This window comes from Arthrobacter sp. S39, assembly GCF_004320525.1.
Classification (GTDB): Bacteria; Actinomycetota; Actinomycetes; order Actinomycetales; family Micrococcaceae; genus Arthrobacter.
On sequence record NZ_SIHX01000001.1, the window covers coordinates 111,109 to 128,561 of the forward strand.

At 65.6% G+C, this 17,453-nt stretch carries 18 protein-coding genes and 1 tRNA gene; 10 read left to right on the plus strand and 9 right to left on the minus strand.

Annotated elements, in window-relative coordinates:
* Positions 1 to 6 precede the first annotated feature (6 nt).
* Both EYS21_RS00520 and EYS21_RS00525 read right to left on the minus strand, forming a co-directional pair.
* The gene (locus EYS21_RS00520; RefSeq protein ID WP_131131207.1) at positions 7 to 489 is read right to left on the minus strand and encodes a Fur family transcriptional regulator; all 483 of its coding nucleotides are present in this window, start codon (positions 487 to 489) and stop codon (positions 7 to 9) included.
* A gap of 30 nt (positions 490 to 519) precedes the next feature.
* Positions 520 to 1,308: a hypothetical protein gene (locus EYS21_RS00525; protein WP_131131208.1), complete on the minus strand. Its 789-nt coding sequence runs from the start codon at positions 1,306 to 1,308 to the stop codon at positions 520 to 522.
* Positions 1,309 to 1,385: 77 nt separating this feature from the next.
* On the opposite strand from EYS21_RS00525, the gene EYS21_RS00530 reads away from it, so the two are divergent.
* Both EYS21_RS00530 and htpX read left to right on the plus strand, forming a co-directional pair.
* Entirely contained in the window at positions 1,386 to 2,657 is a 1,272-nt protein-coding gene (locus EYS21_RS00530; RefSeq protein ID WP_131131209.1) for an MFS transporter, read from the plus strand.
* Between the two features lie 30 nt (positions 2,658 to 2,687).
* On the plus strand, positions 2,688 to 3,554 hold the full coding sequence (htpX, locus tag EYS21_RS00535) for a zinc metalloprotease HtpX (protein ID WP_131131210.1): 867 nt from the start codon (positions 2,688 to 2,690) through the stop codon (positions 3,552 to 3,554).
* 154 nt (positions 3,555 to 3,708) lie between these two features.
* Here htpX and EYS21_RS00540 read toward each other — a convergent pair whose 3' ends face one another.
* Positions 3,709 to 4,200, minus strand: a complete 492-nt coding sequence (locus EYS21_RS00540) for a YajQ family cyclic di-GMP-binding protein (protein WP_131131211.1) — start codon at positions 4,198 to 4,200, stop codon at positions 3,709 to 3,711.
* Between the two features lie 191 nt (positions 4,201 to 4,391).
* Between EYS21_RS00540 and EYS21_RS00545 the strand changes: the two genes are divergently transcribed.
* The 3 genes from EYS21_RS00545 (at position 4,392) to EYS21_RS00555 (ending at position 5,586) form a co-directional block, all read left to right on the plus strand.
* A complete protein-coding gene (locus EYS21_RS00545; RefSeq protein WP_131131212.1) occupies positions 4,392 to 4,646 on the plus strand; it encodes a hypothetical protein in 255 nt (84 codons plus the stop codon).
* A gap of 182 nt (positions 4,647 to 4,828) precedes the next feature.
* A tRNA-Tyr gene (locus EYS21_RS00550) sits at positions 4,829 to 4,910 on the plus strand.
* 244 nt (positions 4,911 to 5,154) lie between these two features.
* Complete coding sequence (locus EYS21_RS00555; protein ID WP_131131213.1) at positions 5,155 to 5,586, plus strand: CBS domain-containing protein; 432 nt, start codon at positions 5,155 to 5,157, stop codon at positions 5,584 to 5,586.
* 137 nt (positions 5,587 to 5,723) lie between these two features.
* Here the strand turns inward: EYS21_RS00555 and EYS21_RS00560 are convergent, their stop codons facing one another.
* Entirely contained in the window at positions 5,724 to 6,698 is a 975-nt protein-coding gene (locus EYS21_RS00560) for a LysM domain-containing protein (RefSeq protein WP_131131214.1), read from the minus strand.
* Between the two features lie 559 nt (positions 6,699 to 7,257).
* On the opposite strand from EYS21_RS00560, the gene EYS21_RS00565 reads away from it, so the two are divergent.
* Positions 7,258 to 9,189, plus strand: coding sequence for a beta-N-acetylglucosaminidase domain-containing protein (locus tag EYS21_RS00565; RefSeq protein ID WP_165478237.1), 1,932 nt, complete (start codon positions 7,258 to 7,260; stop codon positions 9,187 to 9,189).
* Positions 9,190 to 9,251: 62 nt separating this feature from the next.
* Positions 9,252 to 9,818: an acyl-CoA thioesterase gene (locus tag EYS21_RS00570; RefSeq protein ID WP_131131216.1), complete on the plus strand. Its 567-nt coding sequence runs from the start codon at positions 9,252 to 9,254 to the stop codon at positions 9,816 to 9,818.
* A gap of 4 nt (positions 9,819 to 9,822) precedes the next feature.
* On the opposite strand, the gene EYS21_RS00575 is transcribed toward EYS21_RS00570, so the two are convergent.
* Complete coding sequence (locus EYS21_RS00575) at positions 9,823 to 10,623, minus strand: ABC transporter permease subunit (RefSeq protein ID WP_131131217.1); 801 nt, start codon at positions 10,621 to 10,623, stop codon at positions 9,823 to 9,825.
* Complete coding sequence (locus EYS21_RS00580; RefSeq protein ID WP_131131218.1) at positions 10,620 to 11,543, minus strand: ABC transporter ATP-binding protein; 924 nt, start codon at positions 11,541 to 11,543, stop codon at positions 10,620 to 10,622. The genes EYS21_RS00575 and EYS21_RS00580 overlap by 4 nt, the downstream gene beginning before the upstream one ends.
* Positions 11,544 to 11,704: 161 nt before the next feature.
* Here EYS21_RS00580 and trxA point away from each other — a divergent pair, with 161 nt between their 5' ends.
* The gene (trxA, locus tag EYS21_RS00585) at positions 11,705 to 12,133 is read left to right on the plus strand and encodes a thioredoxin (RefSeq protein WP_131131219.1); all 429 of its coding nucleotides are present in this window, start codon (positions 11,705 to 11,707) and stop codon (positions 12,131 to 12,133) included.
* Between the two features lie 93 nt (positions 12,134 to 12,226).
* On the opposite strand, the gene EYS21_RS00590 is transcribed toward trxA, so the two are convergent.
* Positions 12,227 to 12,505 carry an antibiotic biosynthesis monooxygenase gene (locus EYS21_RS00590; RefSeq protein ID WP_131131220.1) on the minus strand — a complete coding sequence of 93 codons (279 nt, stop codon included), beginning with the start codon at positions 12,503 to 12,505 and terminating at the stop codon, positions 12,227 to 12,229.
* 104 nt (positions 12,506 to 12,609) lie between these two features.
* Here EYS21_RS00590 and EYS21_RS00595 point away from each other — a divergent pair, with 104 nt between their 5' ends.
* Both EYS21_RS00595 and EYS21_RS00600 read left to right on the plus strand, forming a co-directional pair.
* Entirely contained in the window at positions 12,610 to 14,286 is a 1,677-nt protein-coding gene (locus tag EYS21_RS00595) for an AMP-binding protein (RefSeq protein ID WP_131131221.1), read from the plus strand.
* Positions 14,287 to 14,419: 133 nt separating this feature from the next.
* Positions 14,420 to 15,334 (plus strand): hypothetical protein, encoded by a 915-nt coding sequence (locus tag EYS21_RS00600; RefSeq protein WP_131131222.1) that lies wholly within the window; start codon positions 14,420 to 14,422, stop codon positions 15,332 to 15,334.
* Positions 15,335 to 15,403: 69 nt separating this feature from the next.
* Here the strand turns inward: EYS21_RS00600 and EYS21_RS00605 are convergent, their stop codons facing one another.
* Together EYS21_RS00605 and EYS21_RS00610 are read right to left on the minus strand one after the other, a co-directional pair.
* A complete protein-coding gene (locus EYS21_RS00605) occupies positions 15,404 to 16,876 on the minus strand; it encodes a multicopper oxidase family protein (RefSeq protein WP_131131223.1) in 1,473 nt (490 codons plus the stop codon).
* Positions 16,860 to 17,327, minus strand: a complete 468-nt coding sequence (locus EYS21_RS00610) for a hypothetical protein (protein ID WP_131131224.1) — start codon at positions 17,325 to 17,327, stop codon at positions 16,860 to 16,862. Before EYS21_RS00610 ends, EYS21_RS00605 begins: the two co-directional genes overlap by 17 nt.
* Positions 17,328 to 17,453: the final 126 nt, after the last annotated feature.

The window sequence follows — 17,453 nt, forward strand, 5'->3', positions numbered from 1 at the left end:
TTTCTCCTATTTCTCTGTTACTTGGGACGTTCGAGGGGAAAGTTGTTGGGACTGCTGGCAGTCCTGGCAGATGCCCTGGTACATAACATCGGCGATCTGGATGGTCATGGGCTTGGCGTTCTCATCCCAGTGCGGGGTAAGGCACGGCGCATGCCCGACGGCGCACTCCACGTCCTCGACGCGGCCGCAGCTGATGCAGATCGCGTGGTGGTGGTTGTCGCCCACCCGGGTCTCGTACAGCGCGGGGGAGTGCGGCGGCTCAAAGCGGCGCAACATGTGAAGGTCGGTCAGGTCGCCCAGGACCACGTAGACGGACTGGGCCGTGAGCTCCGGGAGTTCCGTGCGCGCGGCGGCCAGGATGCTCTCGGCCGGAGAATGGGGGTGGTGTTCGACGGCGGCCAGCACCGCCAGCCGCTGTTTGGTCACCCGGCGGCCGTGGGCGCGCAGGGCAGCAGCCCATGCTTCGTGGCCGCCAAAGTGTTCCGTCATGCCTCTATTCAAGCACTTATTATGAGTTCTTCACAATAAGGCTTGGCTAACCTCCGGCAGATCCAGGAATTCCTGCATGGGATTGACGGCTTCCCCTGCCGAGCGGCCCATGGCATGGACCTCCAGCGGCCCGCTGCCCGGCTCCGGCACCACACAGCTCAGTCCGGTCACGCCGCGGCGTTCCGTCAGGCCCTGCAGGGAGGCAGCCAGCGCCAGCAGGTGCCCGGGTGTCAGGCCCGGTTCGCCCGACGCCGACGGCAACGGCAACGCCGCAGATAAAACAGTGTGGTGGGCCCCCGCCTTGAACCGGGGCGGCGCCGCAACGAGTTCCGGAACGGCATCGCCCACCGGTGCAGGCTCCGCCAACTGCCAACTCGCATCAGTCTGGCGCTCCAAAGCCGAACGGCGCAGGGCGGCGCGGAGGCCGCCGTCGTACTCCAGGAGCTGGTCCTCTGGAACGGGCATGCGGCGCTGCGCGGGAAGGCGGAGCTGTTCGCCCGGCGTGACCGGTTCGCCGTCCCAGCGCCCGAACACGTGGAAGGTGGGGGTGGAGGACTCGACTTCCGGCTCTCCGATGGCCGCCCCGATGGGATGCCACTGGTGGGCAAAAACCACGGTGCAGCGTTTGGCGCCGAGCACGTCAGTGAGGGCCTGCCTCGCCGCGTTGTGGCACAGCAGCCAGTCGGCGGCGGAGCGAAGATCGAAGGCGATGGCGGGATTCGTGAGCCGGATGAGGAGATGGCCGGCGTTCAGGGCGGTCCGGGGCCGGGCCACCTCCCAAAACGCCGATGCAAAAAGCAGCCGCCTGGACAGTTTCATAAGCCAATTCCTTCCCCCGCCTGAGGATACCAAGCGTGTGACAAATCAGGACATGGCTGCCCCACTAGGGTTGCAGGGTGGGGAAACTGCTGGCCGATATCACACCGCTCAGGGAGAGCCCTGCTTTCCGCCGTCTCTGGCTGGGGTCCGCTGTATCCGCAGTCGGCAGCCAGCTCACGCTCGTGGCCGTGAGCCTCGAGGTGTACCGGCTCACCCAGGACAGCTTCTATGTTGGCCTGCTGGGCGTGTTTGCACTGGTGCCGCTGGTGTTCGGCGGCCTGCTGGGCGGTTCCATCGCCGATTCCCACGACCGCCGGCGCGTGGCGCTCCTGGCCACCGCGGTCCTGTGGCTGACTACGGGCCTGATCGCCCTGCAGTCATGGATGCAGCTGGGCAACGTGTGGATCCTCTACCTGCTGGTCGCGCTGCAGAGCGCGGCGCAGGCCATCAACCAGCCGGCCCGCAGCGCCATCATCCCCGTACTGATCCGCAAGGAACTGCTGCCGGCCGCCAACGCGCTCAGCATGGTGTCCTTCGGCCTGGCCATGACGGTGGGCCCGCTGCTGGCCGGTGTGCTCGTGGCGTGGGTGGGCTTCGGCTGGACCTACACGATCGACTTCATCAGCTTCGCGTTTGTGCTCTGGGCCGTCTTCCGGCTGCCCGCCATGCCGCCGGCGGGCAGCGCCGGGCGCGCCGGGATCCGGTCCGTCGTTGAAGGCTTCCGCTTCCTGGGCACGCGGCCCAACCTGCGGATGACCTTCATCATCGACCTCGTGGCCATGATCCTGGCCCAGCCGCGGGCGCTGATGCCCGCCATCGGTGCGGTGATGATCGGCGGCGGCGAGTCCACTGTTGGCATTCTGCTGGCCTCCACCGCGGTGGGCGCGTTCCTGGCCGGGCTGTTTTCCGGGCCGCTCGGCCACGTCCGCTGGCAGGGGAGTGCCGTGGTGTGGTCGGTGATGGGCTGGGGCGCCTCGATTGCGGGCTTCGGCGTGGTGGTGCTCCTGGCAGGCCGGACGGACGACGGCGGCGCCACCCTGTGGCTGCTGCCGGCGGCTTTGTGCTGTGCCCTGGCAGGCATCGCGGACTCCATCAGCAGCGTCTTCCGCAACACCATCCTGCAGGCCGCGACGCCGGACCACCTGCGGGGACGGCTCCAGGGCGTCTTCATTGTGGTGGTCGCCGGGGGACCGCGCGTGGGTGACCTGCTGGCAGGCGGCGGGACTAAGATTTTGACTGAGGGCTGGGTCCTGCTGCTCGGCGGGGTTTTGTGCGTTGCCGTGGCGTGGTTGGCCGCACAGCTGCAGCCGGGTTTTCGGAAGTATGATGCCCGCAACCCGGTCCCGTAGGACGTGCCGGGCAGACGTGGAGGAGTGGACGTGCACAAGCATTACAACGGCCTGAAAACTGCGGCGCTCTTTGGCGTCCTCTGGGCAGTCCTGCTGGGCCTGGGCGGCCTCATTGGCCTCAACACCCGCAGCTCGGCACCCATCTGGATCATGGCACTTATCGGCGTGGCCACCACGGCCTACGGCTACTGGAACAGCGACAAGATCGCCATCCGCTCCATGCAGGCCTACCCGGTCACCGAGGACCAGGCTCCGCAGCTCTACCAGATCGTCCGCGAACTCTCCGTCCGCGCCAACCAGCCGATGCCGCGCATCTACGTCTCGCCCACAATGAACCCGAACGCCTTCGCGACAGGGCGGAATCCCCGGAACGCCGCCGTCTGCGTCACCGAAGGCATCGTCCAGCTGCTCGAGGCCCGCGAGCTCCGCGCCGTCCTGGGGCACGAGCTGATGCACGTATACAACCGCGACATCCTGACCTCCTCGGTGGCGGCCGCCGTCGCCGGCGTCATCACCTCGGTGGGCCAGATGCTGCTGTTCTTCGGCGGCGACCGGCGCAATTCCAACCCGCTGGCCATGATCGCCATGGCCCTGCTGGCACCGTTCGCGGCGTCCCTGATCCAGCTGGCCATCTCCCGGACCAGGGAGTACGACGCCGACGAGGACGGTGCGCAGCTGACCGGCGATCCGCTGGCGCTCGCCTCAGCCCTGGGCAGGATCGAGCAGGGCGTGCGGATCGCGCCGCTCCCGCAGGACCAGAAGCTGGTGAACACCTCGCACCTGATGATCGCCAACCCGTTCCGCGGCGGGGCGATGACCAAGCTGTTTGCCACGCACCCGCCCATGAAGGAGCGCATTGCCCGGCTGGAGCGGATGGCCGGCCGGCCGCTTAGCTAGCGGACACCGAGCAACGCGCGTGCCGCCGTCGTACTTTCCGCAAGGTGACATCCGCATCTGGCGACACCGGGAATCAATCCCGACACGCAAAAACGCCGGCGCTACCCGAATACAGGTAGCGCCGGCGTTTTTAGGCGTCGAAAGTATTTATGTCCTAGCTGCGGAAGTTCACGAACTGCAGGTCGGCCTCGTCAAAGTCCTTCAGGAGTGCCATAACGGCCTGCAGGTCATCGCGTGACTTGGAGGAGACACGGAGCTCGTCGCCCTGGATCTGGGACTTGACGCCCTTGGGCCCCTCATCGCGGATCAGCTTGTTGATCTTCTTGGCCAGGTCCTGCTCGATGCCTTCCTTGATGGAAGCTTCAAGGCGGAATTCCTTGCCGGAGGGGTACGGCTCGCCGGTGTCCAGCGACTTCAGCGAGATGCCGCGGCGGATCAGCTTGGACTGGAGCACATCCAGGACGGCCAGGACGCGTTCCTCCGAGTTCGCCTTCATCAGGATCTTCTCGCCGCTGAAGTCGACCTCGGCGCCGACGCCCTTGAAGTCGTAGCGCTGGACCAGTTCCTTCTGTGCCTGGTTCAGCGCGTTGGCAACTTCCTGCTTGTCCACTTTGCTTACGACGTCGAACGTTGACTCGCCTGCCATGACTCTCCTTGTGCTGGTGGTGCCGATTGGTGGCGCCCCGGGGACGCCTGGTGTCTGCATTCCAGCCTAGTACGGATGACTCCTTTGGTTGTTGCTGTTTTTCACAGTTCCCTCTCAGCGGACACAGGGCGGGAACGAAGCCCGGCGTCTAAGAGTTGGAGTTGTTGGGAAAGAGCGCGAAGGGAAAGACCATGCACCGCAAAGCCGTCCGTTACGTCAACCGAACCACCGCTGCTGCCGCAGGCGCCGTTGCCACTGCGGCCACGTCCGTTGCGGCGGCCGCCGTTGCAGCCTCCATTATCTTCAGTCCGGTGGCGGATGCCTCGACCCGGATGGACGGCATAAGCCAGGACCTGCTGCGTGCGGTCGAACTGAACCAGATCACCGAGGAGCAGGCCGTGAAATTTGAGGCGCGGCTCGCCGGACGCATTCTCGGCGAGGCCTGATTCCGGCCCGTTTGCCCCGTCATTTCAGGGTTTCTCCGCTGTTTTCCGGACGCCGCGGGGCTCGATTCGATTCTTCGGCAGAAGTTCTGTAAAGTTGTCTTGCCCGCGGTTACTGGAAGCGGAACGGCCCGGAAACGGACGTTCTGAACACTGCAGCCGGGGGTGATCTTCTTTTGAAGTTCGGCAGATTACCCGAGCGGCCAAAGGGGGCTGACTGTAAATCAGCTGGCAACGCCTACGGGGGTTCGAATCCCTCATCTGCCACCCAAGGAAAGCCTCCGGAACCACCAGGTTCCGGAGGCTTTTTCGTGTCTTCGGATACTCCCCTTCAAGTGGTCAATTCCCCTTGGCGTTCCACGGGGAATTGACCGCTTACCGGGGAAATGATGCCGCCGGAGTCCGCCTCAAACCGTCGTCGACAGCAGCGCTCGCCCCGGCGTAGGCTGACACCATCGGCGCACGTGCCCCGGTGCCCTGTGTCGATACATCAATCGATGAAGGAGGACCAATGAGTGTTGTACGTGAATTCATGACTACGGATGCACGGTGTATCAAGGAAGAACAGTCCCTCGCCGATGCCGCACGGATGATGCAGGATCTGGACTGCGGATCGTTGCCCATCTGCGGAGACGACGGCAAGTTGAAGGGCATGATCACCGACCGCGACATCGTGCTCAAGTGCGTCGCCGCCGGCCGCGATCCACGCGAAATGATGGCCCGTGAGCTCGCTAGCGGACGGCCCCACTGGGTCGACGCCGACGCAAACGTTGACGCCGCCATCGAACTGATGGAGAGGCACCAGATCCGCCGCCTCCCGGTCATCGCCGACCACAAGTTGGTGGGCATCATCAGCCAGGGTGACATCGCCCGAAACTACTCCGAACAGCGTGTGGGCGAGCTCGTGGAGCACATTTCGGAACGCAGCCCAATGCAGGTGTAGTCAGCAATTCAAACCCGCAACGCCACGGAGTCCCACTCCGTGGCGTTACTTTGTGGCCCGAACCCTTGTGGTTCGACATGGCCTTGTCCGCGGCTCCTGGCCCTGACGGTTCGGAACCGCGGACAAGCTGAGGAAAATCAGTTCAGCGCGATCAGGAGCATCTGGCTGGTCCCCGGGATGCAGGTCTGCAGGATCGCCCTGGGGAAACCTCCGAACACGCGGAGGACGTCGTTGGTGGTACCGGGGTTGGGGACCTGGCCGCGGGCTGTCGCCGTGTAGGTGCCGTAGCCAGGGATGCTGATGGTTTCGCCCACCGCGATGCCGGAGAACCGTGCCCAGCCGCCGCAGAAGTCGTGTTCGGTGATGAACAGCGAGTAGCCGTCATTGGGGGTGAAATGGATCGGCCCGATGCACGCGTCCACCATGGCCTGTCCGCCGGCACCTGCGACGTAGATCGTCCGGACGGCCGGAGCGGCCTGGACCGGAGCCGGGGCTGCTGCCGGAGCGGGCCCTGCCGCAGCCGGTGCAGGTGCGTACGCAGGAGCTGCTGCCGCGACGGCGGGACCTGACAGGACCAGGGTCTGGCCGGGAACGATGATGCTGTAAACACCCAGTCCGTTGGCGGCCAGCATCGCGTTCATGTCCACGCCGTACCGCGCGGCGATCCCGCCCACGGTGTCGCCGGGGACAACGGTGTAGCGGTTGGAGTCGCCGGCGGGGGCAGGAGCCGGCGCAGGCTCCGGAGCCGGCGCAGGGGGAGCCTCGGCCGGCGCGGCGGCCACCTCCGGCTGCGCCGTGGCAGCCTCAACCGAACCGGGCACAAAGGTGCCGACGTACGGTTCATCCAGGGGCGCCGCAACCAACGGCCGTGCGACGCTCACTACCGGTGCGGCCGACGTCGTGCTTGCCTCCGCGGGCGGAGACACCTCAGCTGTGCGCACGGGACCGGCCAGGACTCCGACGCCGACGGCGGAGACCACGGCCGCGGCGGCCATGCCTGCCCAGAGCCGGTTACTGACGGGTTTGCGGTCTTGGGTCAGTTCTGTCCGGGGGACGTCTGTTTCGAAGTTTCGGCGGGGCGGTTCGGAGGTTTTTGCGGTCAACTGGTACATGGGTGGCCCATCGCAGGTCGGCCCCGGCAAGGAAAAGAAGCGGCGGACGCCGGTAATTTTCGTTGCGGGACGGATCGAGGTGTGATGCGCGATGCGGTTCCGGTCAGTGACCGGCGCCGCGAAGGGATGCGCACGATGGGAGCCGCCCGCATACCCAGAAGATACGGAAGCTCCACTATGAAGCGGCATCATCCACCCCAGCTCGGAGGATGCGCCAGCAACTTTGTTTGGCCCTAGGAATTTCGAGTCTAGGAAGCGGCGGAGCAGGCGGCACGAGTAGGCATTACCCGAGTTTTTTCGAGGATTACTTGGCGCAAACGGATCGGATACCTACCCTTTCCGCTGCGGGTACTTGTGGGCTGCTTGGAGGGACGCAGAGAGCGCGGGTGTCTGCAGAGAGTGGCCGGATATGCTAGCCCCCAGAGACGATGTCGTGGACCGGTCAACCCAGCCATGCCAGGCGGCATGGTCAAGCCCTGCAGCGGGGGAGAAGGTGCCATTTATGGCGTTAGGGCGGAAGCCTTTGAAGAGGCGTGTAACCAGGGACGGCCCGACGCTGATGGCGTCCTTGCTCGTTTCCGTCCTGGTCCTGTGGGGCTTCGTCGCGGACCAACACCCGGATCCCCCTTCTCCACAGCTGTCCGCCGAATCCGTGCGGGTGTTTCCAACGCCGCAGAGTATTGAAGCCGCCAGGACATCTGTGTCGCTGCATGGGCGTGTCGTGATTGACCGAGGACCGGGGACCGATAACGCCGCGCTTGAGATCGTGACGCAGATGATCGCCGAAGCCGGCGGCACCCTGGAAGCGCCCGGCGCCGCCGGCTACAAAACAAGCCATACCCGGGTATACATCGGCACGCCTGAGGACAACCTGTCTATCGGCCCGGCTTTGGCGGCTATGGACGTCGATAATGCGGAAGCACTGGATAAGCCGGAGGGCTATGTTCTGGCCGCAGGCTGGGACGGCCGACAACCTGCAATCGTGCTGGCCGGGCATGACCAGGATGGCGTTTACTACGCGGCGCAGACCCTGAGGCAGGTCGCGGAGGATTCGGGTGGGGTTCCCGTGGTCATTAGGGACTGGCCCCTCATGAGCATTCGCGGCGTGGTGGAGGGTTTTTACGGCTCTCCGTGGACACACCAGGCCCGGCTGGATCAGTTGGAATTCTATGGCCGGCAAAAGCTGAACACCTATATGTACTCTCCCAAGAACGACGCCTTGCTTCGCGGAGAGTGGCGGCAGCAATACACCGGCCGCCAGCTGGAGGAGTTATCGGAGCTCATTCAGGGCGCCGCACGGAACCATGTGAGATTTGTCTTCGCCCTCTCACCGGGTATGGATATCTGCTATTCCGACAAGGCGGACCTGGAATCAGCGTTAGGCAAAATGCAGGCCGTGCACGAGTTGGGGGTCAAGACTTTCGCAGTTGCATTGGATGACATTGATTTGGGCCTGCAATGCATGGACGACCGCGCGGCGAACGTGGCGGGCGAACGTGGGCTCGCCGCAGCACAGGCGGCCTTCCTCAACAGCATCAATCGGCAATTCGTGCAGGAAAATCCGGATGTCAACCCACTCGAGATGGTGCCGACCAAATTCAACGGTGTGGAGACCGACCCCTACCGGGAGGAACTCGGCGCCAAGCTGGACGCTGGCGTCCTGGTGCAATGGACCGGCCCCGACATCGTGTCCCCGACCATCACGCCCGAGTCCGCGAAAGCGGCCAGCCTGGCATATGGCACCCCGGATCAGCCTCGACGTATTTTTCTTTGGGACAACTATCCCGTCAATGACTTTGCCCCCGACCGGCTGTTTCTGGGACCCGTAGTGGGCCGGAACCGGGATTTGTATACCGTGGTCCCCGGAATCACCGCCAATCCCATGGTTCAGCCTTATGCGTCAATGCCGGCGCTCGCCAGCTTTGCAGACTACATGTGGAATGGTCCAGGATCCGACGGCGAGGATTCTTTGAATGCGGCCCTCGAAGGGATCGCCGGACCCGACAAGGACGTTCAGGATGCGGTGAAGACGTTCGCAGATCTCAACAGGCACTGGACCATTGATGAGCTGACGGCGAAGTCCCCATTGCTCGCGGCAGACATGGAGGAGTTCTGGCGATCCTACGAGGCCGGCACGTTTGATGATTCGGCGCTGGAACGCCGGGCGGCAACCATCAGCAGGCTCCCTGACGTCCTTTCACGCGTCTCGGTGCAGGGCTTCCGTAACGACGCCATTCACTGGATTGACTCCGCAGCCAGCTACGGTGATGCCCTGCAAGGCGCCATCACCATGCTCGCGGCAGCGGCGGAAGGCGATGCGGTGGCTGTGACTGATGCCCGCTCTGTGCTGGATACCGCGGTGGGGCGGGCAAATCAGGCCACCCAACCGGCGATCGACAGCCCACAGTTAAAACCCAGGGTCGGCGACGGCTTGTTCGAGGCCTTCCTTGAGCGGGCAATCCTGGAATCGGACCGCCGCTTAGGCCGTTAAACTTCCCGGAAGGATGAAAACCGGGTGCTTGCCACAATGTTACTGGCCGGTAATATTGGGGGATGCACCTGCTACTGCGCACCCTCCTGATGCTGTTCACGTCCGCCCGCCGCTCCGCGCTGACCATCTGGGACGTCTCGTCCCTGCCGCTGCGCGTCCTGCCCACCGACATCGACATCGCCATGCACGTCAACAACGGCATGTACTTTTCCCTCATGGACCTGGGCCGGTTCGACCTGATGGTCCGCAGCGGGGTCTGGAAGCGGATGCGCCAGCGCGGCTGGACCCCGGTGGCGGCGGGGGAGACCATCGCCTTCCGGAAGTCCCTGCAACTGTGGCAGCACTACACCATCGAAACCAGGATCATCGGCCTGGACGCCAAGGCCATCTACTTTGAGCAGCGTATGGTGGCCGACGGCGAGATTTACGCCCGTGCCTACATCGCCACCCGCCTGGTCAGCAAAGGCAAACCCGTCAGCCAGGACGAGATCCTGCGCGAGTTCGGCCAGCCGCCGGCGGATCTTGTGCTCCCGGAATGGATCCACGAGTGGCGCGAGACGAACGCCCTGCCCGGCAGCCGGACACCCGCCCCGCACCTCTGGGAGGGCAGCGGCCACCCGGTGCGCTGACCGGCTACGCGCCGACGTCGCGCCTGTTGACCGCCAGAGCTGCGAGAGCCACCAGGGCAGCCGAGATTCCCCAGAGCCACCCGGCCGCACCCCAGTCCGCGCCGTTGGCCACCGGCGAATTCCCATAGGCCCAGTGGTAGGGGCTCAGGTTGAGCAGCCACTCCACGTCCTCGCTCTGCCGCCCGACGGCGTTGAAGACGTACCCCAGGACACCCACGGCGGCGCCGGCGGCGAGCCCGTAGGTCCTCCGTCCGGACACGGCGCCAGCGCACAGCGCGGCGGTTCCGCTCAACAGCGCCAGGCCGGCGAACAGGACTGCCGCGCCGAACAGGTTCTCCGGCCGGATGGCGAGCTGGGCCGAATCGTTCAGCAGCCGGACCAGCACAAAAACCAGCGCCGCGAGCAGCACCACCCTCAGGAACAGGGACAATGCGCGTTCCAGCACCACCTGGACGCGGGTCACACCGTGGGCGAGGGTCAGCTCCAGCTGGCCTGATTCCTCGTCGCCGCCCACGGCCGCGGCGCCCCACCCGACGGAGGCGATGGTCATCAGCAGGAACCCGATCAGCCCGTAGAGCGTGGCCTGGGTGTAGCCCGGCCCCGTGGCGATCTGGTCGTAGTTGAGCGCCTTGGTCATCTCGGCCGGGAGGGCATCGATCATGTCCTGCATCTGGGCGCTGCCGCCGATGGACGGGTACAGCGGGAGGTAGAGGAACGTGGCGGCTGCCAGCCCGGCGGCCCAGCCGAGGGTGGATCGCCACGTGTCGAAAAAGGCCCGGCGGAACAGCGGCAGGGTGGTGCTCACTTTGCGGCCTCCTGCGGGTTTGAATACATCTTCAGCACCGATTCCTCCAGGTCGGGCTCCTCCAGGACAAGATCGGTGAGCTGCAGTGACGCCAGCGCCTGGACCAGCGGCTGGATCTCCCCTTCCAGCGTGGCCGTCAGGGTGACGCCGCTGCCGGACTCCAGTACCTCCACGTGTCCGACGCCGGGCACCGCACCCAGCAGCGCGCCGGCGTCGTGCGCTGTAATTCCTGTAGCCGAAAGCCGGACGTGCCTCACGGCACCTTCCCGCAGCCCGCTCACAGACTCCACCGCGATAATCCTGCCGTCCCGGAGGATGGCGACGGTGTCCGCGGTCTGCTGGACCTCGCTGAGGACGTGGGAGCTGAGGAAGATCGTCTGGCCCTTGTGCTGGGCTTCGCGCATCATTGCGTGGAACTCCTGCTGCACCAGGGGGTCCAGGCCGCTGGTGGGCTCATCGAGGACCAGGAGTTCGGGATCGTGCATAAAAGCCTGGACCAGGCCCAGTTTTTGCTTGTTGCCCTTGGACAGCTTTCGGGTGTGGCTGTCCAGGTCCAGGCCCAGCCGTTCGGCCAGCGCATCGATCCTGCCCGGGGCCACCGGACCGCTGATGGCCTGGTAGTGGGCCAGGAGCTTCCGGCCCGTCACCCGGCCCTCAAGGAACAGCTCGCCCGGAAGGTAGCCGATCCGGCGGCGGAGCTCCGTGCCTCCCTCGCGGGGGTCCTTGCCGAGGACCCGGACTTCCCCGGACGTAGGGCGGATGATGTCCAGCAGGCAGCGCATGGTGGTGGTCTTGCCCGCGCCGTTGGGGCCGATGACACCGAACACGGAGCCTGCCTCGACAGTGAAGTCCACTCCGTGGAGCACTTCGCGCCGGCCGAATTTCTTGGTCAGGGACCTGGTGGAGATTGCGTGCGTCATGCGCCCTCCTGGGTGCGGCGTTCAGCGGCTGATGACCCCAAGGGTAGGCTCGGCGGTCCGTGCTGTATATGGGGCGCCGCAGTTATTCCCGATGACGCGGGAAGCGAACAGGGTGCCCCCGGCCGCGACATTGCATGGCTTGCTCGCGTACCGTTGAAGGCATGGCTACCGTTGACATCACCAGTGATCAGTTCGCATCGACCATCGAAGGCAATGACATTGTCCTGGTGGACTTCTGGGCTGAATGGTGCGGTCCGTGCAAGCAGTTCGGGCCCACGTACAGCGCAGTGTCGGAGAAGCACTCCGACGTCCTGTTCACCAAGGTGGACACCGAGGCCGAGCAGCAGCTCGCCGCCGAGGCCGGCATCACGTCCATCCCCACGCTGATGGCGTTCCGCGAAAAGGTCCTGGTCTTCTCGCAGCCGGGCGCCCTGAACGCCCAGCAGCTGGAGCAGGTGGTTGACGCCGTCAAGGCACTGGACATGGACGAGGTGCACGCGCATGTGGCGCGCTCGCAGGCAGAAGCCGCGGCGGCTGCTGGCAGCAAGCCGGCCGGCCCGCAGGACGGCACCCAGATCCCTGACGCGTAATCTTTCCTTAAACACACGAAGCGGGGCCTCTCCCTGGGAGGCCCCGCTTCCCTTTAACCGGTACTCGCTAGACCGGTTCGCTGTGATCAGGGGCTACAGGCGTTCCAGCTTGACGGGCTCCGCGAGCAGCGCGCTCAGGGATTCGTTCAGGTCCTGGACGGCAGTGCCCTTGGAGTGCTTTTCCAGCAGTTCCTCGGATTCCCACTGCTCCGTCAGGACCAGCTTCTCGTCGGTGGCCTCGGTCAGCTCGTAGCGGATGCAGCCGGGCTCATTCACCACCTCGTCGATGGCGATTTCGAGGGCGAGCTTCACACGGAAGAACTCGCCGTCGTTGGGGATGAACGTTGCCTGCAGGTCGATGGGTGCACTCATGGTTTTCACAATACCGGGCCGCCGGCTGACGGCCGTTCGTGTTTACGCGCGGACACCCACCTGTTGCGCTTCTCATGCCCGGCTCCTGTTGGTAGCGTGCCAGCATGCGCGCTTATACAGCCGGGGACACTGACGTCCCGCTGCTCGAGGAGACCATCGGCACCAACTTTGAGCGGATGGTGGCCCGCTTTCCCTTCCATGACGCGCTGATCGAAGCCGCGGCGGTTCCGGGCGCCGACGCCCGGCGCTGGAGCTACACCAAGATGAACGACGACGTCGACCGCCTCGCGCGGGCGCTCCTCGCCCTGGGCGTCGCCAAGGGTGACCGGGTGGGCATCTGGAGCCCGAACTGCGCCGAGTGGACGCTGCTGCAGTACGCCACGGCGAAGGCCGGTGCCATCCTGGTCAACGTCAATCCCGCCTACCGCAGCCACGAGCTGGAGTTTGTGGTGAAGCAGAACGGCATGCGCCTGCTGGTCACGGCGCCGTCGGACCGGACCAGCGACTACGTGGGGATGGCACGCCAGGCGCTCGCGGAGTGCGCGGACCTGCGGGAACTGGTGTTCCTGCCGGATTCGGGTGTGGACGGGCTCGACGCCGGTGTCCCGGCCAACGAGGCAGAGCTGACGTACGCCGAGCTGCTCAAGGGGGCGGACGCCGTCGCGCATTCCGGCCTCAACGCGAGGATGGCGGAACTGGACCCGCACGATCCCGTCAACCTGCAGTACACCTCAGGGACAACAGGGTTCCCGAAAGGCGCAACGCTGACGCACCACAACATCCTGAACAACGGCTACTCCATCGGTGAGCTGCTGGGCTACACAGAACACGACCGGGTGGTGATTCCGGTGCCGTTCTACCACTGCTTCGGAATGGTGATCGGCAACCTGGCGGCGCTCAGCCACGGCGCGGCCACCATCATTCCCGGCCGCGGCTTCAGTCCGGCGGCGGCGCTGGAGGCGGTGCAGGACTTCGGCGGGACCTCGCTGTATGGCGTGCCAACGATGTTCATCGCCGAGCTGGCGCTGCCCGACTTCGCCTCCTACGACCTCGCGACGCTCCGCACCGGCGTGATGGCCGGATCGGTGTGCCCCGTCGAGGTGATGAACCGGGTGATTTCGGAGATGCACATGGTGGATGTGGCCATCTGCTACGGCATGACCGAGACCTCGCCGGTGTCCACCATGACCCGGAATGGGGACACCCTGCAGCAGCGAACCGAGACGGTGGGCCGCACCATGCCGCGGCTGGAAAGCCAGGTCATGGACCCCGGCTCCGGCGAGGTGCTGGAGCGGGGCCGGATCGGCGAGCTGTGCACACGCGGCTATGCGGTGATGCAGGGGTACTGGGACCAGCCGGACAAGACCGCGGAAGCCATCGATGCCGACGGCTGGATGCACACCGGCGACCTCGCCCGGATGGACGACGGCGGATACGTGGTGATCGAGGGCCGGATCAAGGACATGGTGATCCGGGGCGGTGAAAACATCTACCCGCGCGAGATCGAGGAGTTCCTGTACAGCCACCCGTCCATCCAGGATGTGCAGGTCATCGGGGTGCCCGATGCCAAATACGGCGAGGAACTGATGGCATGCGTCATCCTCAGGCCCGGCGCCGAACCGCTCGACGCGGCCGCCGTCGCCGAATTCTGCCGGGGCAAGCTGGCCCACTTCAAGATCCCGCGCTACGTGGACGTCCGCGAAAGCTTCCCCATGACGGTTTCCGGAAAGATCCGGAAGGTGGAGATGCGCGAGGAAGCCGTCGCCCGCCTCGGCCTCTGAGGGGCAACGCGGGGTCACTTCCGGCCCAATAATCCGGGTTCTTTGGGCAGGGAGTGACCCCGCGTTGCTGGGGTCGTGGCTGTCCTGTGGATAACTTCTGAAGATATTCCTCGGAGAGTGCACACTGGGTGCCATGGTTACTGCGAAGCCACTGCCCGAGGAACTCTCCAAGCTGCCTTTCACCATCTATCAGGCACGCGCCCTGGGTGTCGCACCAAAGCGTTTGCGCGCGAAGGACGTTGTTGGCGCAGGCCGCCTGATTCGTGCGCACACTGGCCGGGACGTTTCGCTGATTGAGCGGGCACGCGTACTCTGCGCTGCCACGCCCGACGCTTGGGTGTCCCATGAGACCGCTGCGATTTTCTTCGATTTGGGCCTTCCTCCGTGGCTGGGCCAGGAGCCGTGTGTCCATCTCAGCAAGCCCCATGGGTTGCCCAGGGTTCGCCGGGCCGGCATCATCGGCCACCGCGTGCGTGTGATTTCCGGTGAAGTTGTGGAGATTGACGGGATCAGGGTTAGCGGGCCCGCGCGGACGTGGCTTGACCTGGCCCATCAGCTGCCCCTGCGATATCTCGTGGCCATGGGAGACCAACTGATCCGCAATCCACGACCGGAGTTGGAGTTCCGTAGCCTGCCGTTAGCCTATAAAGACGGACTGCGGCTGCTGATCCGGCAGCATCCCAACATGAAAGGCGTCGAAAAGGCGCGGCTTGCATTGGATGAGATGCGGGTAGGGTCGGATTCGTTCCCGGAAACGTTCCTTAGGCTGGCGCTGTTGGACGCACACCTGCCTGAGCCCGAATTGCAGCTCCGTCTTGATCCCGACAATCCTTGGTCGCCCGAGGCCGACCTTGGTTACCGAAAGCATCGGATCGCGGTGCAGTACGACGGCGCGCATCACCGATCGAGGGAACAGCAGTCGCGCGATAACCGCCGTGACGAATTTTTCATCAGCGCAGGCTGGTCCTATTTCAAGCCCAATGCAGACGACCTCGCCAACGGTTTTCAGGAGCTCATCGGGCGCATCAGACGGGCCCGCCGCCCCTAACCGCAACGCGGGGTCACTTTTGGCCCGATATTCGAGGTTTATCGGGCCAAAAGTGACCCCGCGTTGCTTCTACTCGGGCTGGTTGCCGGCGCCGCCGTTGATGGTGAACGGTGTTGTGACTCCCTCGTACATCACGTGGGCGACGAGGCCGTCGACGGCGTGCGGGAGCGTGTGGCAGTGGTCGCTCCAGATGCCGGGGTTGTCGGCGACGAACGCGATTTCGTATGTCTCGCCGGGGTGGACGTCGAGTGAGTCGACCCACCACGGGCTGCCGGACGCCGGGATGCCGTCGCGTGAAAGCACAACGACGTGGTGGCCGTGCAGGTGCATCGGGTGCACCTCTCCTGATTCGTTGACGATGCGCATGTGGACGACGTCGCCCTGGCGCACGTGGAACATCGGCACGTCCGGGAAGAGCTGCCCGTTGATCGTCCAGAAGTTGCCGGGACGGCCGTCGATAAGGCCCAGGCGGCGTCCGATCACGTAGTCGAACGTTCGGTCCGGTGACTGAGGGTCGAAGCCGAGCGGTGCCGGCTCGCCGTAGGCCAGCAGGTCGAGCGTGTCTGAGGGTTGCCGGGACGGAGGCGCTCCGGAACCCGGATCGCCGATGGTGATGCTTCGGGCCCCGCCGACGTGCAGTCGTGCGGAGCCATGTGCAGGGGCCTGCACCGTGACGTCCAGCCGGCCGCCGGCAGGAATGAGTACTTTGCGGCCTTCGACGGCGGCCGGCCCGTTCACGTCGTGCCCGTCGGTCGCGGCAACCCGGATGGGAGCGGCGGACCAGACTGCGGCAGTGCCCTGGTCGGTGTTGATGACCCGGACCCGCACGGCGGTGCCGGGCCCGGCCGGCACGTGCTCGTCCTGGACGCGCCCGTTGAGGGTGTGCTGTCCGCCGTAGACGTGCAGCAACGCGACGGCGTCGGCGTCGTGCTGGTTCGACGGCGGCGCTGCGGGGTCGATGACGACCGCACCGAGCAGCCCGCCCCCGACCTGCTCATGCGACACCTGGTGCGAGTGATACCAGTACGTGCCGGCGTCGTCCGCGGTGAAGCGGTAGACATGGCGGCCGCCGACCGGCACCGCGTCCTGCGTAATCCCGGCGACCCCGTCAGCTTCGTTGGGCACGTCCACACCATGCCAGTGCAGGGTGGCGCCGGCTGCGACCGACTCGTTGACGAACACCGCCTCGACGAGGTCGCCCTGCCGGGCGCGGATTGTCGGTCCCGGGGACGTGCCGTTGACGGTGTACCCCTCAACCGGGCGCCCGCCGGGGATATCGATCGTCTGACAGCGGGCGACGAGTTCGATCCGGACGTCAGGGGCCCGGAGCGGGTCCGCGATCAGCCCGGTCACGCTGACGGTACTGGCCGCACCCGGCCCTGTGGCACCGTTATGGACATGGCCGGCCTGACCGCCGCCCATGTCCATGACGGAATACTCGCCCAGCAAAGTTGAGCCCCATCCGAGCGCACCCAGGCCTAGGGCACCGGTCAGCGCGACGCCGGCGGCAACGCGCCGGACCAGGTCAGGTCGCGATGGCATCGGCGGCGGTTTTCTCGGCACCGGCCGTCGCGGACCGCCTGATCCGCCTCGCCGCGTAGACGGAGGCGAGCAGGACGGCCAGCGCATTCGCACCGTGGACGAGGCCGAGGTACGGCATGTCGACGATGGAGTAGCCCAGGGTGATCTGCAGCGCCACCAGGGCGAGCACGATGCCTGCCCACTTGCGTGCCCCGCGTGCTTTCACGAAGAACGCGATGATGAGCAGCGCGACGGCGGCGAGCGGTATGACCATCCCGCCGACGATGCCGTGGATCGGGAACCCGAGGTCCCCGGTGAACGTCGCCTGGCGGCTCTCGACGAGGGCCTTGTCGATGACACCGCCGTCCTGGACGTAGCGGCCGATGCCACCGAGGGCGAAGGCGATGGAAGCAGCCTGGACAACAACGCCGCCGGCGATGATCCAGGCGAAGGCCGAGTATGTCCTGCGCATGATGTCCTCCTCCTAGTCGTGCGGTCGCCGTTCCGCGGCATCCGCTCGAGCCCACCGTAGGCTTCCGGAGGGCATGCCCGGAACGCGGGTGGCCGCAGGGTAGTTGGGGGCCAGCCACCATGGGGG

Bases quoted from the DNA above. Each gene is read 5' to 3' on its own strand.
- EYS21_RS00580 (WP_131131218.1), bottom strand. From the start codon at position 11,543: ATGACGCACGCAATCTCCACCAGGTCCCTGACCAAGAAATTCGGCCGG.
- EYS21_RS00555 (WP_131131213.1), top strand. From the start codon at position 5,155: ATGAGTGTTGTACGTGAATTCATGACTACGGATGCACGGTGTATCAAG.
- EYS21_RS00540 (WP_131131211.1), bottom strand. From the start codon at position 4,200: ATGGCAGGCGAGTCAACGTTCGACGTCGTAAGCAAAGTGGACAAGCAG.
- EYS21_RS00545 (WP_131131212.1), top strand. From the start codon at position 4,392: ATGCACCGCAAAGCCGTCCGTTACGTCAACCGAACCACCGCTGCTGCC.
- EYS21_RS00600 (WP_131131222.1), top strand. From the start codon at position 14,420: ATGGTTACTGCGAAGCCACTGCCCGAGGAACTCTCCAAGCTGCCTTTC.
- EYS21_RS00525 (WP_131131208.1), bottom strand. From the start codon at position 1,308: ATGAAACTGTCCAGGCGGCTGCTTTTTGCATCGGCGTTTTGGGAGGTG.
- EYS21_RS00610 (WP_131131224.1), bottom strand. From the start codon at position 17,327: ATGCGCAGGACATACTCGGCCTTCGCCTGGATCATCGCCGGCGGCGTT.
- EYS21_RS00595 (WP_131131221.1), top strand. From the start codon at position 12,610: ATGCGCGCTTATACAGCCGGGGACACTGACGTCCCGCTGCTCGAGGAG.
- EYS21_RS00570 (WP_131131216.1), top strand. From the start codon at position 9,252: ATGCACCTGCTACTGCGCACCCTCCTGATGCTGTTCACGTCCGCCCGC.
- EYS21_RS00605 (WP_131131223.1), bottom strand. From the start codon at position 16,876: ATGCCATCGCGACCTGACCTGGTCCGGCGCGTTGCCGCCGGCGTCGCG.
- EYS21_RS00560 (WP_131131214.1), bottom strand. From the start codon at position 6,698: ATGTACCAGTTGACCGCAAAAACCTCCGAACCGCCCCGCCGAAACTTC.
- EYS21_RS00520 (WP_131131207.1), bottom strand. From the start codon at position 489: ATGACGGAACACTTTGGCGGCCACGAAGCATGGGCTGCTGCCCTGCGC.
- EYS21_RS00590 (WP_131131220.1), bottom strand. From the start codon at position 12,505: ATGAGTGCACCCATCGACCTGCAGGCAACGTTCATCCCCAACGACGGC.
- EYS21_RS00565 (WP_165478237.1), top strand. From the start codon at position 7,258: ATGGCGTCCTTGCTCGTTTCCGTCCTGGTCCTGTGGGGCTTCGTCGCG.
- trxA (WP_131131219.1), top strand. From the start codon at position 11,705: ATGGCTACCGTTGACATCACCAGTGATCAGTTCGCATCGACCATCGAA.